A 13,076-nucleotide genomic window follows, 5' to 3' on the forward strand; every position below is an offset into this window, starting at 1 on the left:
TGAGACAGCGGATGCCACGCGCTGGCGAAGATCGACGGATAAGGTTGTCGGCATGGGCTCCTCCTTGCCCCATCAACCCCTAGCCGCCCAGCACAGCTTCCGATCGGACGAGCTCCGCTCTAGCGACATCGCTACATAGACTGACTGCACTAGAAGATCGTCTCCTGCGACGAGACGATCATTCCACAGGCGGCCGGAAGCGAGCAAAACCTCAAGACCCGCCTCAACCATCTGATCCGTCACCTCAATCTGACGAATAGGCTCTAATTCCTCGTTCGGCACAACGGAAAAATCCACGCTAAAGTGCTGTGCAGGCTACGCCTTTGGCGCAAAACGTCAATCACGAACCTGCTTTGTCAGGTATATAGTTGGGATTTTTATCGTTGACAGCGGGACGCTGGTTCGGTAGAAGGTACGCACGCTCAAGAAGTGTGGGGGCGGCCGATGCCTAACAAAGCCGGCCACCCGGCCGCATTGCGCGCCGAGGAGCAGCGTCTCCTTCAAGACAAAAGCCTTACCGTCGGGGCCATCGCGCGCCGGCTCGGCGTGCCCGCCGCGACGGTCGCGGGGTGGAACGTGCGCTGCGGCGCGCGTCCGCCGAAGCCCCATCCGCGCACTCTCAAGGAATGGCTTCCGTCGCGCCGGGGGGCGATGTCCCGGCTCCTCGCGGTGCCGGAGATCGACCCCGGCGACGTCGCGGAGGCGGCGGGCTATGCGCGGGACGCGGCGGACATGCTGCTCGCCGCCTTCGGCAAGGCGCCCTGGCGCGAAGCGGACGGCGACGTGGCCGACCCGCCGCACCTGCGGGCGCGGCTGCGGGCGCATATCGGCCGGCAGATCGCCGTGCTCGACGCTGCGCTCTCGGCGCCGGAGCGGCCGGGGCTCGACTCGGCCAAGGTCCTGCGCGACCTCGGCGGCCTCAAGCGGCTGCTGGACGATCTCGATGCCGATGGGGAAGGGGAGGGTGCGGTCCATGACGAGCCGGCCCGTTCCGACGACCCATCCTGTCCCGGCGACCCGGCCGCCCTCCGCGAGGAGATCGCGCGCCGCATTGATCGGTTTGTCGCGGGCGGGGAGGCTCCCTGATTTCCTGGCGGACCTGCCGCCGGACCTGCTGGCCGGACTCGATGCGGATTGGCTCTACCGGGCGCGGGCGGACCAGCTGCCGCCGGAGGACGATTGGACCACCTGGGCGGTGATCGGCGGGCGCGGCTGCGGCAAGACGCGGGCGGGGGCCGAATGGGTCGATGCCCTGGCGCGCGGCGATCCGGCCTTCACCGCCGAGGCCGTGGGGCGGATCGCCCTGGTCGGCGAAACCCTGCACGACGTGCGCGACGTGATGATCGAGGGGGAATCGGGCCTGCTCAACCTGCCCCGCAGGAGACGGGCGCGGCCGGTCTGGTTCCCGAGCCGCCGCAGGCTGGTCTGGGGCAACGGGGCGGTGGCGCAGGCCTTCTCGGCGGAGGAGGCGGATTCCCTGCGCGGCCCGCAATTCGGCGCGGCCTGGTGCGACGAGATCGCCAAGTGGCGGGAGGCGGAGGCCGCCTTCGACATGCTGCAATTCGGGCTGCGCCTCGGGGCGCGACCGCGCAGCCTCGTGACCACGACGCCCCGGCCGGTGCCGCTGATCCGGCGGCTGCTGGCCGACCCGCGCACGATCGTCACCCGGGCTCGGACCCACGACAACGCGGAGAATCTCGCGCCGGATTTCCTGTCGGCGGTGGTCGGGCGCTACGCCGGCACCCGGCTCGGGCGTCAGGAGCTCGACGGCGAACTCATCGCCGACCGGCCGGACGCCCTGTGGACGCGGGAGCGGATCGAGGCGGCCCGCGTCGCGGCGGCGCCGGAGCTGTCGCGGATCGTCGTGGCGGTGGATCCGCCGGCGAGTTCGGGGGCGCGCTCGGATGCCTGCGGGATCGTCGCCGCCGGGCGGCAGGGGGAGCGGGCCTATGTCCTGGCCGATGCGAGCCTGGGCCGTGCCACGCCCGAGGCCTGGGCGGCGGCGGCGCTGGCGCTCTACCACCGGCTCGAGGCCGATGCCCTCGTGGTGGAGGTGAACCAGGGGGGCGAGATGGCGAGCGCGGTCCTCGCCCAATGCGACCCCGCCGTGCCGGTCGTGCCGGTGCGGGCCAGACGGGGCAAGTATCTGCGGGCGGAGCCGGTCTCGCTGCTCTACGCCCGTGGCCTCGTCCACCATGTCGGCCCGCTGCCGGCGCTGGAAGACGAGATGTGCGATTTCGGGCCGGAAGGCCTGTCGAACGGGGCCTCCCCGGACAGGCTCGACGCCCTCGTCTGGGCGCTCACCGACCTCATGCTCGGCGCCCGCGCCGAGCCGAGGATCCGGCGCCTGTGACGGGATCCGCCAGGCGCCGGGTCGCGCTTACTTGGTGTTGCTGCCGCCCTGGGGCACGGCGCGCGACGGCTGGCCCGCATTGCCGCCGGCCGACGAGTTGGTGGTGATCGTGTCGGCGGGGTTGCCGTTCGGCGAGATGGTGGTGGCGCTCGGCGAGCCGGTCGAGCCCGATTGCGGGGCGACCACCGGGGCCGAGGATTGCGGCGCCGCAGGCGCGGTCGTGGCGGACTGCGCCAGGGCGGCGCCGGTCAGGCCGAGCGCGATGGTCGTGGAAGCGATGAGGGTACGGACGAGCATGTAAGCGAACTCTCTGTGCAAGATGTGTCGCTGTCCAACGTCCCCCGGCGTGAAGAGGTTCGCAGAAAAACGGCGCGCCCCGTCAAGGGCGCGCCGTCAGTGGGTCCGTGGTCTCTGGAACGAACCGTATTCCGAATACAGCATCATGCTGCGGCTCGCTGTGGCGAAAGCATCACGCAGGCCGGGCAATGCGTCATTGTTTCGCGCCTAAGTTTTATCGCCCGGCGCGTCGCCTTCCCCCCGCACGAGGCACACCATGCCCAAGCTTCTCGACCGGCTCGTCCGGGCGGCCGGACGCGCGCGCCCGGCCCTCGCCACCAAGGCAGCCCCGCCGGGCTTCGCCCTCTACGCCGATAGCCGGCCGACCTGGACTCCGCGCGATCCGGCCTCCCTCGCGCTCGCGGGCTACCAGCGCAACCCGGTCGTCTACCGGGCGGTGCGGCTCGTGGCGGAATCGGCCGCGAGCCTGCCCCTGGGCGCGGTCTCCGGCGACGGGCGGGGGCTGATGGCGCTCCTCGCCCGGCCGAACCTGCGCGAGAGCGGCGTGCAGCTGCTGGAGACGATCTATGCCGACCTGATGCTCGCCGGCTCGGCCTATCTCGAGGCGGTGAGCGTCGATGGCCGCGTGGTCGGGCTGCAGGTCCTGCGGCCGGAGCGGATGCGGGTGGTGACCGGGCCGGACGGCTGGCCGAGCGCCTACATCTACACGGTGGGCGGGCGCAGCCGCCGCTTCGACCTGATGGACGGGGTCGTGCCGCCGATCCTGGCGCTCAGCCTGTTCCATCCCGGCGACGACCATGGCGGCCTGCCGCCCGTCGCGGCGGCGGCGGCGGCGCTCGACATCCACAACGCGGCGGCGGCCTGGAACAAGGCGCTCCTCGACAACGCCGCCCGGCCCTCCGGCGCCCTCGTCTTCGCGGGTGCCTCCCTGTCCGAGACGCAGTTCGACCGGCTGAAGGACGAGCTGGAGGCAAATTACCAGGGGGCCGGCAATGCCGGGCGCCCGCTCCTTCTGGAGGGCGGGCTCGACTGGAAGCCGCTGGCGCTCTCCCCCCGCGACATGGATTTCGTGGAGGCCAAGAACGCGGCGGCGCGGGAGATCGCCCTGGCCTTCGGGGTGCCGCCCCTGCTCCTCGGCCTGCCGGGGGACAGCACCCACGCCAACTACGCCGAGGCCAACCGCGCCCTCTACCGGCAGACCCTGATCCCCCTCGCGCGGCGCACGGCGCAGACCATCGCCCACTGGCTCGAACCGGCCTTCGGCGCGGTGGAACTGGAACCGGACCTCGACCGGATCGAGGCCCTGGCCTCGGAGCGGGAATCCCTGTGGCGGCGCGTCCAGGCCGCCGATTTCCTCACCCAGGCCGAGAAGCGCGAGGCGGTGGGCTACCCGCCCGAGGCCCCCTCCCTCTGAGCCGTCATCGCGAGCGTAGCGAAGCGACCCAGGGCAGCGGGACGCCTCAAGTGGTGGCGCATCCCTGGATTGCTTCGCTGCGCTCGCAAAGACGGGTGGGTTCGAAGGCTCCCGTCGTCTCCTCAAGCAGGACAATCCCATGGATGGCCTCATCACCGGCTATGCCAGCCTGTTCGGCGTGCCCGATCTCGGCCGCGACGTGGTCATGCCCGGCGCCTTCGCCGGCACCCTGGCCCGGCGCGGGGCGGCGGGCGTGCGGATGCTGTTCCAGCACGATCCCGCCGAGCCCATCGGCCGCTGGATCGCGCTGCGCGAGGATGCGCGCGGCCTCTACGCGGAGGGCCGGCTCAACCTCGCCGTCCAGCGCGCCCGCGAGATCGCGGCGCTGATGCGCGAGGGGTCGCTCGACGGCCTCTCCATCGGTTTCCGCACCCTCAGCGCCCGCCCCGGCGCCGACGGGTCCCGCCGCCTGCAGGGGATCGACCTCTGGGAGATCTCCGTCGTGACCTTTCCCCTGCAGCCGGGGGCGCGGGCGAGCCCGAGCCCCAGCCCCGAGGCCCTGCGCGGCCTCGCCCGGCTCATCGCCCCCGCGCGACCCCTTCCCACCCCCCGCACCGAGGTTTGCCGATGACGTTCCATGCCGCCCTCGAAACCAAGGCCCTCGAAACCAAAGCCGTTTTGCCCCCGCTGGAAAACAAGGCCGCCGAGCCCGCCCCCGTCCGCTCGGCCGTCGATGACGTCGCCGCCGCCTTCGCGGCCTTCAAGGAGACCAACGACGAGCGCCTGCGCCAGATCGAGACCCGCTTCGGCGCGGACGTGGTGACGGAGGAGAAGCTCGCCCGCCTCGACGCCGCCATCGACGCCGCCCGCACCCGCCTCGACCGGATGGGCCTGGAACGCGCCCGCCCGGCGCTCGCCGACCCGCTGACCCGCGACAACGGCGCCGCGCAGGAGCACAAGGCGGCCTTCGACCTCTATGTCCGGGCCGGCGAGAGCGGGGGCCTGAAGCGGCTCGAATCCAAGGCGATGTCGGCGGGCTCCGGGCCGGATGGCGGCTACCTCGTGCCGGACAACCTGGAACGGACGGTGCTGCAACGGCTCGCCGTGCTGTCGCCGATCCGCGCCATCGCCAGCGTGCAGCAGATCTCCGGCGGGCAGTACAAGCGGGCGGTCTCGACCGGCGCTCCCGTCACCGGCTGGGTGGCCGAGACGGCGGCCCGCCCCGGCACCGACGCGCCGAGCCTCGCGCAGCTCGCCTTCCCGGCGGCGGAACTCTACGCGATGCCCGCCGCGACCCAGACGCTCCTCGACGATTCCGTGGTCAACGTCGAGGAATGGCTGGCGGGGGAGGTCGAGACCGCCTTCGCCGAGCAGGAGGGCATTGCCTTCGTCACCGGCAACGGCGTCGGGCGGCCGAAGGGCTTCCTCGCCTCCGACACGGTGGCCAATGCCGCCTGGGCGCCGGGCAAGCTCGGCTTCGTCGGCACGGGCAATGCCGGCGCCTTCGCGGCGGCGAGCCCGTCCGACGTGCTGTTCGATCTCGTCTACGCCCTGCGGGCCGCCTATCGCCAGAACGCCCGCTTCGTGATGAACCGGAGGACGCAAAGCGCCATCCGCAAGTTCAAGGACGCGGACGGCAACTACCTCTGGCAGCCGGCGCTCGCCGCCGACCGCTCCGCGACGCTGATGGGCTTCCCCGTGACCGAAGCCGAGGCCATGCCCGACATCGCGGCGGGCAGCCTGTCCGTCGCCTTCGGCGATTTCCGCCGGGGCTACCTCGTGGTCGACCGCACGGGCCTGCGGGTGCTGCGCGACCCGTATTCCGCCAAGCCCTACGTGCTGTTCTACACCACGAAGCGCGTCGGCGGCGGCGTGCAGGACTTCGACGCGATCAAGCTCCTGAAGTTCGCCTGATCGCAAGCCCGTTCCGGCCGGTGCGCCTCAGCGCCGGCCGGGACGGGCCATCCAGTCGGAGCGGTGGCGGCGGGGCATCGCCTCGCCCGGCTGGACCTGCTCCAGTTCGGCCGCCCGCGAGGCGATCCAGCCGGTATGCTCGGCTACGGGCGTCACGGCGGTGAAGCCGCCGCAGGCAGTGCGGCGCGCGCCCTGCTGGATGGCGCCGCTCGACCAGCTCACCACGCCCGCGATGCGGTAGCCGCCGGGGCCGCCGGTCAGGATCGGCCCGCCGGAATCGCCGAGGCAGGCGCCCGCGCCCGCCGTCTCCGCGAGGCGTCGGCGGTCCGTCACCACGGTGACGCGGTTGGCGACCTGCAGGGAGCCGATCGACACGAGCGGGGCCTGCCGCAACACCCGCGCGCTGCCGCGCCGGTTCTCGGCGACCACGCCGTAGCCGGCGATCTCGACGGTCTCGCCCGTGCCGATGGAGCCCGCGCTGCGCGGATCGAGGGGCATGTAGTCGGCCCCGAGGGGCTGGGCGAGCTTCAGCATGGCGAGATCGACGCCCGGCTGGTCCTCCGGCGTGGTGCCGGGGACGAATTCGGGGTGCATCGTCGCGGCGATGACGTCGACGCGGTGCTGCCGGAAGGCGCGGTCCACGCTCACCACGCGGTAGCCCGCCGGGCGCATCACGCAATGGGCGGCGGTGAGGACGAGATCCGGCGCAATCAGCGTGCCGGAGCAGATCTCGCCATCCGTGCTCTCCACGCGCACGACGAAGGTGCGGGTGCCGTTCGGATCGCGGGCCACCTCGCCCTGGATCACCGCCCGCGCCGGGGGCACCGACCCGAGGGTCAGGCCGGCGAAGGCCGCGAGCCCGGCGAGGATCTGGCCGGTCGTGCGGGGCAAACGGGCGGGCATCGGGGACTCCGGGGAAAGGCCAGCGCGACGCGATGCGAACCGTGCCCAGACAACGGTAGTTCAGACAAACCGGCCGGCCAAGCTGCGGTTCCGCAAGACGTCCCGCCGGGCAGGGTCGTCCAAGAGAATTCTAGGGTGTCCAACGGGCCTGGACGTTCCATCCGCCGAGGGTGCGGTCGATCCAGTCGCGCTGCGGGCCGAGGCGCATCGCCTGGGTCAGCCCGCCGCAGGCTCCGCCGATCCAGGCTGACACCGCCAGCACCGACCCGTCCGCCGCCGTCACCGGGCCGCCGGAATCGCCCTGGCAGCCGCCGGCGCCCTTGTTGCCTTGGAGCCAGACGAGGATCCCGCTCGGGCCGTAGGGCTCCACCACGGGGACAACGACGCTGCGATAGGTGCCGGTGGAGCGCGGGTCACCCGGCCGCGAGGCGCCGTACCCCGAAATCGTCAGGCTCTCGCCCGCCCGCGCCTCTTGCAGGCCGAGGGTCGCCGGGGCGAAGCGCGGCGGCAGGGGCTCGGCGGTGCGCACTAGCGCGAGGTCGATGGAGCGGCGGCGCTTGGCCACGGCGCCCGGATCGTAGCCCGGATGCACCGCCCGGGCCGCGACCTCGACGAGGACCGGCGCCCCGTCTGGGCCCCGGTAATGCACCCGCAGGGCGTGCGGGCCGGCGACGCAATGGCCGGCGGTCAGCACGGCGTCGGGGGCGAGCACGACGCCCGTGCACACGCCGCCCGCCGCGTTCAGCACCATCACGGCGCTCCCTGCGGGGGCGTCGGCCCCGCCCACGATGGCCGCAGCGGGCCAAGCCGGCAGCATCAGGCAGAGGGCGAGCACGGCTCTGGGCAATGGCATCGAACGTCCTGAAGGAGACCCGCGCGATGACCCCGATACGCGCCGCGACGCCCCCCGTCGAGCCGGTGAGCGTCACCGACCTGCGCCTGTACCTGCGCCTCGACCCCGACGACGGCGGCGTGGAGGATGCGCTCCTGGCGCAACTCATCGCCGGTGCGCGGGCGAGTCTGGAGAGAGAGGCGCGCCGGATCCTGGTGCCGGGCCGCTTCCGCATCGCCCTGCCGGGCTGGCCGCCGGAGGGCTGGCTGCCCGTGCCGCTGAGCCCCCTCGTCGGGCTGGTGCGGGCAGGGCTCTCGGCGCCGGACGGAAGCGTCACCGACCTTCCCGCAGGCCTCGTCAGCCTCGGGCCGGACCCGGTGGAGGCGCCGGCCCTGTGCTTCTCCGGCACGCTGCCCGACCTCGGCACGGCGACCCTCGTGATCGAGGTGAGCGCCGGCTACGGCGGCGACGGCCCGCCGCTGCCGGATGACCTTCGGCTCGCGATCCTTCGCCTCGCCGCCGCCCGCTACGAGCACCGGGGCGACGAGGTGGACGACATCCCCGCCGACGCACGCCGCCTCGCCGCGCCCGCGCGCCGCCTGCGGCTGTAGAGCCTGACCGACACGGTTCACCCCCCTCTCCCCGCCTGCGGGGAGAGGGCCGCGACGACCCCGTCGTCGGCGCGGCGAGGCGGCAGCCGAGGGTGAGGGGGCGCGCCGGACGGGACTCCTCCGGTGGCCCCCTCACCGCCGCTCCGGCTCCGCCTCTCGCGTCCCGCCGACACCGCCACCCGACACCCGGAGCCCGCCATGGCATCCCCCGACCGCCGCCCGTCGCTCGGCGCGCGGCGCCGCCGCTTCGTGCTCGAAGAGCCGGTGGAGCAGCCGGACGGGTTCGGCGGCGTGCTGCGCCGCTACGTGGCCGGCCCCACCCTCTGGGGCGCAATCGCGACAATCGGCGCCGTGGAACGCCTCGGCGGCGGCCGGGCCGACAGGCTCGTCACCCACCGCGTCACCCTGCGCGCCCGCACCGACCTGACCCCGGCCATGCGCCTCAGCGCGGGCACGCGTCGCTTCGCCATCCGCGCCGTCTCCGACCCGGACGCGCGCGGCCGCGATTGCGTCTGCGACGTCGAGGAACTGGTGCCGGAGGCCACCCCATGAGCGACCCGAGCCCGCTGCTGGCCTTCCGCGCCGGCCTCCTCACGCGCTTCGCCGCCGACGCCGCCCTTGTGGCGCTGCTCGGCGGAAGCGTCCGCCTCTACGACGAGCCGCCGCGCGGAGCCACGCCGGTCTATGCGCTGTTCGGCGCGGCCGAGATCCGCGACGATGCCGTCGACGGCGCCGCGCGGCATACCCACCGCCACGAGGTCGCGGTGATCGCCAAGCCCGGCTCCGTGCGCACCGCGCTGGATGCCGCCGCGCGGATGGCGGCGCTCCTGACCCAACCGGACATGCCGCTCCAGGGCTGCCGCCTCGTCACCCTGCGGGTGAGCGCCCTGAAGGCGAGCCGCGAGGAGCGCACGGGCGAGGCCCGCGCGACCCTGACGGTCGAGGCCGTCACCGAAGCACTTTGAAGGAGGATGAGATGGGCGCGCAGGCGGGCAAGGACCTGTTGATCCGGGCGAGCGACGGGGCCGGGGGGTACGTCGCGGTGGCGGGCCTGCGGGCGCGCCAGTTCACCCTCAATGCCGAGGCGGTCGATGTGACCAACGCCGATTCCGCCGGCCGCTGGCGGGAATTGCTCGCCGGGGCCGGCGTGCGCCGCGCCTCGGTCTCCGGTTCCGGCGTGTTCCGGGACCAAGCGTCGGACATCCGCCTGCGGCAGATGTTCTTCGATGGCCAGATCGCGGCCTTCCAGATCGTGATCCCCGCCTTCGGGACGATGGAGGGGCCGTTCCAGATCGCGAGCCTCGAATATCGCGGCGAGCATTCCGGCGAAGTCACCTTCGACATGAGCCTGGAATCGGCCGGCGCCATCGCCTTCACGGCGGCCTGAGGGAGGACGCCATGGCCAATCGCAGGCGCGGCGAGGTGCCCCTCGCCCTGGGCGGGCGCCGCTACACCCTCTGCCTCACCCTCGGGGCGCTGGCCGACTTGGAGGACGCCCTGCGCGCCGGCGACCTCGCCGGGCTCAGCCAGCGCCTCGCCGCCGGCCGCCCCCGCACCGTCGACCTGATCGCCCTCCTCGGCGCCGCCCTGCGCGGCGGCGGCCACGCCCTCACCGACGAGGACGTGAGCGCCTTGCCACTGGCCGGCGACATGGACGCGCTGGTCGAAGCCCTCGCCGCCGTGCTGGAGGCGGCCTTCGGCGCGGGGCCATCGGAAAATCCTCGTCCGCATCCTGAGGGACAGGCCGGAAAGGCAGCTTTATCCCGCTCAGGACCTCATCCTGAGGTGCCGCGGAGCGGCCTCGAAGGAGGGCTCCAGACGGCGCCGCGACCCATGGAGGCCTCCTTCGAGGCCTCCGCTCCGCTCCGGCACCTCAGGATGAGGTCGAGTGTGAAAGAACCACAGACTTCTCGGTCAGACACTCAGGATGAGGACGAGGGTAGGATCGGGACCGGGGAGCGTGTTTCGCAACGATCCCCCACCCCTCCACGGCCCTTCCCCTGGGATGACGCGCTCTCGCTCGCCCTCGGCCCGCTCGGCTGGCGCCCGGCCGATTTCTGGGCGGCGACGCCCCGTGAACTCGCCGCCGCCCTCGGACGGTCGGGCGTCCCCGAGGCGCTCGGCCGGGCCGAGTTCGAGCGGATGCTCGCGGCCTATCCCGATCCCCCCACCAGCAGGAGCGCCCCATGAGCGCCGAGACCGAGACCGACCGGCAGAACAATGCGCGGGCCGCGCAACTCGCGAATCTCGACCGGCTCTCCCAGAGCTTCGGCCGCAGCCTGAACGGCGCGCTCTCGCGCAGCGCCACCTCCGGGCGCGGGCTCGACGGGGTGCTGAGCACGCTGGGCGCCCGCCTCGCGACGCTGGCCGCCAAGGCCGCCGTCACGCCCCTGCGGAACGGCTTCAAGAGCCTGTTCGAGTCCTCGGACGGGCCGGATGCGGAAGACTCCAGCCCGACCTTCGCCAAGGGCGACGCCTTCCGGGGCGGGCGGGTCACGCCCTTCGCCTCCGGCGGGGTCGTGGCGGCACCGACCTACTTCCCAATGACGGGCGGCGCCGGGCTGATGGGCGAGGCGGGGCCGGAGGCGATCATGCCGCTCCGTCGCGGATCGGACGGAAAGCTCGGCGTCGCGGCGGGGGCCGCCGCCCGGCCGGTCTCGGTGAACGTCACCATCGCGACGCCGGACCCCGCCGCCTTCCGCCGCTCCGAGGCGCAGGTCGCCGCGACCCTGGCGCGGGCGGTCGCCCGTGGCCAGCGCGCCCTCTGACCCGGAGAGCGCCATGGCCGAGGACTTCCACGAGGTGCTGTTCCCCCTCGACGTCGCCCTGCGCGGCAGCGGCGGCCCGCAGCGGCTGACCGAGATCGTCACGCTGGCCTCGGGGCGGGAGCACCGCAACGGCCGCTGGGCCGATTCCCGCCGCCGCTACGATGCCGGGTTCGGCATCCGCAGCCTCGACGCGCTCCACGTGGTGATCGCCTTCTTCGAGGAAAGGCGCGGGCGCCTCTACGGCTTCCGCTACCGCGACAGGGTCGATTTCCGCTCAGGCCCGCCGGGGCAGGCGCCGGGGCCGTTCGACCAGGTGATCGGGCGGGGCGACGGCGCGACCACCGCCTTCCCCCTCGCCAAGACCTATGGCGGCGGCTTCGCGCCCTACCGAAGGGCCATCGCGAAGCCGGTGGCGGGCAGCGTGCGGGTGGCGGTGGCGGGCACCGAACTGGCGCCCGCCGCCTTCGCCTGCGACCCGGCGACGGGCCTCGTGACTCTCGCCCGCGCCCCCGCCGCGAACGCCCCCGTGACGGCGGGCTTCGCCTTCGACGTGCCCGTCCGCTTCGACACCGACGACCTCACCATCGACCTCGCCGCCTTCACGGCGGGGGAGATCCCGAAAGTGCCGCTTGTGGAGATCGTGCCATGAGGGACCTGCCCCCCGCCTTCGCCGCCCATTGCGCAGGCGGCGTCACCACCCTGTGCCGCTGCTGGTCGCTCCGCCGCCGCGACGGCGTCGCCCTCGGCTTCACCGACCATGATCGCGACCTGACCTTCGCCGGCCTCGTCCACGCCGCCCGCACCGGGCTGGAGGCGGCCGAGGCCAGCGCGGAGGCGGGCTTTTCCGTCTCCGGCGGCGACGTGGCGGGGGCGCTGTCTTCGCTCGGGCTCACCGAGGCCGACATCGCGGGCGGCCTCTACGATGGGGCGAGCGTCGAGACCTGGCTCGTGAACTGGGCCGATCCCGAGATGCGCCTCCTCCTCGACATCGGCACGATCGGCGAAATCCGCCGCGAGGACGATGCCTTCGTGGCCGAGCTGCGCGGGGTCGCCGCCCGCCTCGAGGCCGAGATCGGGCGCAGCTACCGCGCGACCTGCGGCGCCGATCTGGGAGATCGGCGCTGCCGGGTGGATCTCGCGGCGTGGCGGGGCGCGGGCCGCGTCCTCGCGCTGCCGGAGCCCGCGACCCTGCGCGTGGCTCTGGATGGAAGCTTCGCGGACGGGCTGTTCACGGGCGGGCGCCTCGCCTGGACCGGGGGCGCCAATGCCGGGCTCTCCGCCGACCTGCGCCTGCAGGCCGGGGACCTCGTGGAATTGTGGGAGACGCCCCCACGCCAGGTGGCCCCGGGGGACACGTTCACGCTCACCGCTGGCTGCGACAAGCGCCTCGCCACCTGCCGCGACCGCTTCGCCAACGCGGCGAACTTCCAGGGCTTCCCGCACATGCCCGGCAACGACACGCTGCTGCACGGCGTGCCGGGCTCCGAGCCCGTCCTCGACGGCGGGAGTTATTTCCGATGATCGGCGAGGAGGCCGTGGCGCAGGCGCGCCTCTGGCTCGGCACGCCCTATCGTCATCAGGCCTGCCTGCGCGGCGTCGGCTGCGATTGCCTCGGCCTGCTGCGCGGGGTCTGGCGGGGGCTCTACGGCGACGAGCCGGAGCGCCCGCCGACCTATTGCGCCACCTGGGCGGAATCGGCGCCCGCCGGCACCGACCCGTTCCGCGAGGCCGCTGCCCGCCATCTCCTCCCCGTCGAGGAGCCGCTGCCAGCCTACCGGCCCGCACCCGGCGACGTGCTGCTCTTCGCCTTCCGCGCGCATCTGCCCGCGCGCCACTGCGCCATCGCCACCGGGCCGGGCGCGATGATCCACGCCCATGACCGGGCGGAGGTGACGGAAGTCGCCCTCACCCCCTGGTGGCGGCGGCATCTCGCGGGGGCGTTCCGCTTTCCGCCGCGCCCCTGAAACATCCGCGCTGACCCGCT

17 protein-coding genes and 1 pseudogene are annotated in these 13,076 nt (G+C 73.4%); 15 read left to right on the plus strand and 3 right to left on the minus strand.

The window, feature by feature from the left end:
* Positions 1 to 444: 444 nt before the first annotated feature.
* Together ACS5Q7_RS18975 and ACS5Q7_RS18980 are read left to right on the plus strand one after the other, a co-directional pair.
* Positions 445 to 1,086, plus strand: a complete 642-nt coding sequence (locus ACS5Q7_RS18975) for a hypothetical protein (RefSeq protein ID WP_478340836.1) — start codon at positions 445 to 447, stop codon at positions 1,084 to 1,086.
* Positions 1,061 to 2,353 carry a DNA-packaging protein gene (locus ACS5Q7_RS18980; RefSeq protein WP_478341127.1) on the plus strand — a complete coding sequence of 431 codons (1,293 nt, stop codon included), beginning with the start codon at positions 1,061 to 1,063 and terminating at the stop codon, positions 2,351 to 2,353. The genes ACS5Q7_RS18975 and ACS5Q7_RS18980 overlap by 26 nt, the downstream gene beginning before the upstream one ends.
* Before the next feature lie 27 nt (positions 2,354 to 2,380).
* Here ACS5Q7_RS18980 and ACS5Q7_RS18985 read toward each other — a convergent pair whose 3' ends face one another.
* Complete coding sequence (locus tag ACS5Q7_RS18985; protein WP_478340837.1) at positions 2,381 to 2,650, minus strand: immunoglobulin domain-containing family protein; 270 nt, start codon at positions 2,648 to 2,650, stop codon at positions 2,381 to 2,383.
* A 256-nt stretch (positions 2,651 to 2,906) separates the two neighbouring features.
* Here ACS5Q7_RS18985 and ACS5Q7_RS18990 point away from each other — a divergent pair, with 256 nt between their 5' ends.
* From ACS5Q7_RS18990 to ACS5Q7_RS19000, 3 genes are all read left to right on the plus strand, one after another.
* Positions 2,907 to 4,064, plus strand: a complete 1,158-nt coding sequence (locus ACS5Q7_RS18990; RefSeq protein WP_478340838.1) for a phage portal protein — start codon at positions 2,907 to 2,909, stop codon at positions 4,062 to 4,064.
* Between the two features lie 139 nt (positions 4,065 to 4,203).
* A complete protein-coding gene (locus ACS5Q7_RS18995; RefSeq protein ID WP_478340839.1) occupies positions 4,204 to 4,695 on the plus strand; it encodes an HK97 family phage prohead protease in 492 nt (163 codons plus the stop codon).
* Positions 4,692 to 5,978 carry a phage major capsid protein gene (locus ACS5Q7_RS19000; RefSeq protein ID WP_478340840.1) on the plus strand — a complete coding sequence of 429 codons (1,287 nt, stop codon included), beginning with the start codon at positions 4,692 to 4,694 and terminating at the stop codon, positions 5,976 to 5,978. Before ACS5Q7_RS18995 ends, ACS5Q7_RS19000 begins: the two co-directional genes overlap by 4 nt.
* A gap of 27 nt (positions 5,979 to 6,005) precedes the next feature.
* Here ACS5Q7_RS19000 and ACS5Q7_RS19005 read toward each other — a convergent pair whose 3' ends face one another.
* Positions 6,006 to 6,881 (minus strand): S1 family peptidase, encoded by an 876-nt coding sequence (locus ACS5Q7_RS19005; protein ID WP_478340841.1) that lies wholly within the window; start codon positions 6,879 to 6,881, stop codon positions 6,006 to 6,008.
* A 130-nt stretch (positions 6,882 to 7,011) separates the two neighbouring features.
* Complete coding sequence (locus ACS5Q7_RS19010) at positions 7,012 to 7,734, minus strand: S1 family peptidase (RefSeq protein ID WP_478340842.1); 723 nt, start codon at positions 7,732 to 7,734, stop codon at positions 7,012 to 7,014.
* Between the two features lie 26 nt (positions 7,735 to 7,760).
* Here ACS5Q7_RS19010 and ACS5Q7_RS19015 point away from each other — a divergent pair, with 26 nt between their 5' ends.
* The 10 genes and pseudogenes from ACS5Q7_RS19015 (at position 7,761) to ACS5Q7_RS19060 (ending at position 13,056) form a co-directional block, all read left to right on the plus strand.
* A complete protein-coding gene (locus ACS5Q7_RS19015; protein ID WP_478340843.1) occupies positions 7,761 to 8,324 on the plus strand; it encodes a head-tail connector protein in 564 nt (187 codons plus the stop codon).
* 198 nt (positions 8,325 to 8,522) lie between these two features.
* On the plus strand, positions 8,523 to 8,876 hold the full coding sequence (locus tag ACS5Q7_RS19020) for a head-tail adaptor protein (protein ID WP_478340844.1): 354 nt from the start codon (positions 8,523 to 8,525) through the stop codon (positions 8,874 to 8,876).
* Complete coding sequence (gene gp17, locus ACS5Q7_RS19025) at positions 8,873 to 9,289, plus strand: tail completion protein gp17 (protein ID WP_478340845.1); 417 nt, start codon at positions 8,873 to 8,875, stop codon at positions 9,287 to 9,289. The genes ACS5Q7_RS19020 and gp17 overlap by 4 nt, the downstream gene beginning before the upstream one ends.
* An 11-nt stretch (positions 9,290 to 9,300) precedes the next feature.
* Complete coding sequence (locus tag ACS5Q7_RS19030; protein WP_478340846.1) at positions 9,301 to 9,711, plus strand: phage major tail protein, TP901-1 family; 411 nt, start codon at positions 9,301 to 9,303, stop codon at positions 9,709 to 9,711.
* A gap of 11 nt (positions 9,712 to 9,722) precedes the next feature.
* Positions 9,723 to 10,046 (plus strand): annotated as a pseudogene (locus tag ACS5Q7_RS19035) (gene transfer agent family protein); the annotation flags it as partial.
* Between the two features lie 156 nt (positions 10,047 to 10,202).
* Entirely contained in the window at positions 10,203 to 10,514 is a 312-nt protein-coding gene (locus ACS5Q7_RS19040) for a phage tail assembly chaperone (RefSeq protein ID WP_478341128.1), read from the plus strand.
* Complete coding sequence (locus ACS5Q7_RS19045) at positions 10,511 to 11,092, plus strand: phage tail tape measure protein (protein WP_478340847.1); 582 nt, start codon at positions 10,511 to 10,513, stop codon at positions 11,090 to 11,092. The genes ACS5Q7_RS19040 and ACS5Q7_RS19045 overlap by 4 nt, the downstream gene beginning before the upstream one ends.
* Before the next feature lie 13 nt (positions 11,093 to 11,105).
* Positions 11,106 to 11,741: a phage distal tail protein, Rcc01695 family gene (locus ACS5Q7_RS19050; RefSeq protein ID WP_478340848.1), complete on the plus strand. Its 636-nt coding sequence runs from the start codon at positions 11,106 to 11,108 to the stop codon at positions 11,739 to 11,741.
* A complete protein-coding gene (locus ACS5Q7_RS19055; RefSeq protein ID WP_478340849.1) occupies positions 11,738 to 12,613 on the plus strand; it encodes a DUF2163 domain-containing protein in 876 nt (291 codons plus the stop codon). The genes ACS5Q7_RS19050 and ACS5Q7_RS19055 overlap by 4 nt, the downstream gene beginning before the upstream one ends.
* Positions 12,610 to 13,056, plus strand: a complete 447-nt coding sequence (locus ACS5Q7_RS19060) for an NlpC/P60 family protein (protein ID WP_478340850.1) — start codon at positions 12,610 to 12,612, stop codon at positions 13,054 to 13,056. The genes ACS5Q7_RS19055 and ACS5Q7_RS19060 overlap by 4 nt, the downstream gene beginning before the upstream one ends.
* Positions 13,057 to 13,076 lie beyond the last annotated feature (20 nt).

It is taken from the genome of Methylobacterium sp. Gmos3 (assembly GCF_056430985.1).

Bases quoted from the DNA above. Each gene is read 5' to 3' on its own strand.
- ACS5Q7_RS18975 (WP_478340836.1), top strand. From the start codon at position 445: ATGCCTAACAAAGCCGGCCACCCGGCCGCATTGCGCGCCGAGGAGCAG.
- ACS5Q7_RS18985 (WP_478340837.1), bottom strand. From the start codon at position 2,650: ATGCTCGTCCGTACCCTCATCGCTTCCACGACCATCGCGCTCGGCCTG.
- ACS5Q7_RS19060 (WP_478340850.1), top strand. From the start codon at position 12,610: ATGATCGGCGAGGAGGCCGTGGCGCAGGCGCGCCTCTGGCTCGGCACG.
- ACS5Q7_RS19040 (WP_478341128.1), top strand. From the start codon at position 10,203: ATGAGGTCGAGTGTGAAAGAACCACAGACTTCTCGGTCAGACACTCAG.
- gp17 (WP_478340845.1), top strand. From the start codon at position 8,873: ATGAGCGACCCGAGCCCGCTGCTGGCCTTCCGCGCCGGCCTCCTCACG.
- ACS5Q7_RS19000 (WP_478340840.1), top strand. From the start codon at position 4,692: ATGACGTTCCATGCCGCCCTCGAAACCAAGGCCCTCGAAACCAAAGCC.
- ACS5Q7_RS19005 (WP_478340841.1), bottom strand. From the start codon at position 6,881: ATGCCCGCCCGTTTGCCCCGCACGACCGGCCAGATCCTCGCCGGGCTC.
- ACS5Q7_RS19055 (WP_478340849.1), top strand. From the start codon at position 11,738: ATGAGGGACCTGCCCCCCGCCTTCGCCGCCCATTGCGCAGGCGGCGTC.
- ACS5Q7_RS19030 (WP_478340846.1), top strand. From the start codon at position 9,301: ATGGGCGCGCAGGCGGGCAAGGACCTGTTGATCCGGGCGAGCGACGGG.
- ACS5Q7_RS19050 (WP_478340848.1), top strand. From the start codon at position 11,106: ATGGCCGAGGACTTCCACGAGGTGCTGTTCCCCCTCGACGTCGCCCTG.
- ACS5Q7_RS19010 (WP_478340842.1), bottom strand. From the start codon at position 7,734: ATGCCATTGCCCAGAGCCGTGCTCGCCCTCTGCCTGATGCTGCCGGCT.
- ACS5Q7_RS18995 (WP_478340839.1), top strand. From the start codon at position 4,204: ATGGATGGCCTCATCACCGGCTATGCCAGCCTGTTCGGCGTGCCCGAT.
- ACS5Q7_RS19015 (WP_478340843.1), top strand. From the start codon at position 7,761: ATGACCCCGATACGCGCCGCGACGCCCCCCGTCGAGCCGGTGAGCGTC.
- ACS5Q7_RS18990 (WP_478340838.1), top strand. From the start codon at position 2,907: ATGCCCAAGCTTCTCGACCGGCTCGTCCGGGCGGCCGGACGCGCGCGC.
- ACS5Q7_RS19020 (WP_478340844.1), top strand. From the start codon at position 8,523: ATGGCATCCCCCGACCGCCGCCCGTCGCTCGGCGCGCGGCGCCGCCGC.
- ACS5Q7_RS19045 (WP_478340847.1), top strand. From the start codon at position 10,511: ATGAGCGCCGAGACCGAGACCGACCGGCAGAACAATGCGCGGGCCGCG.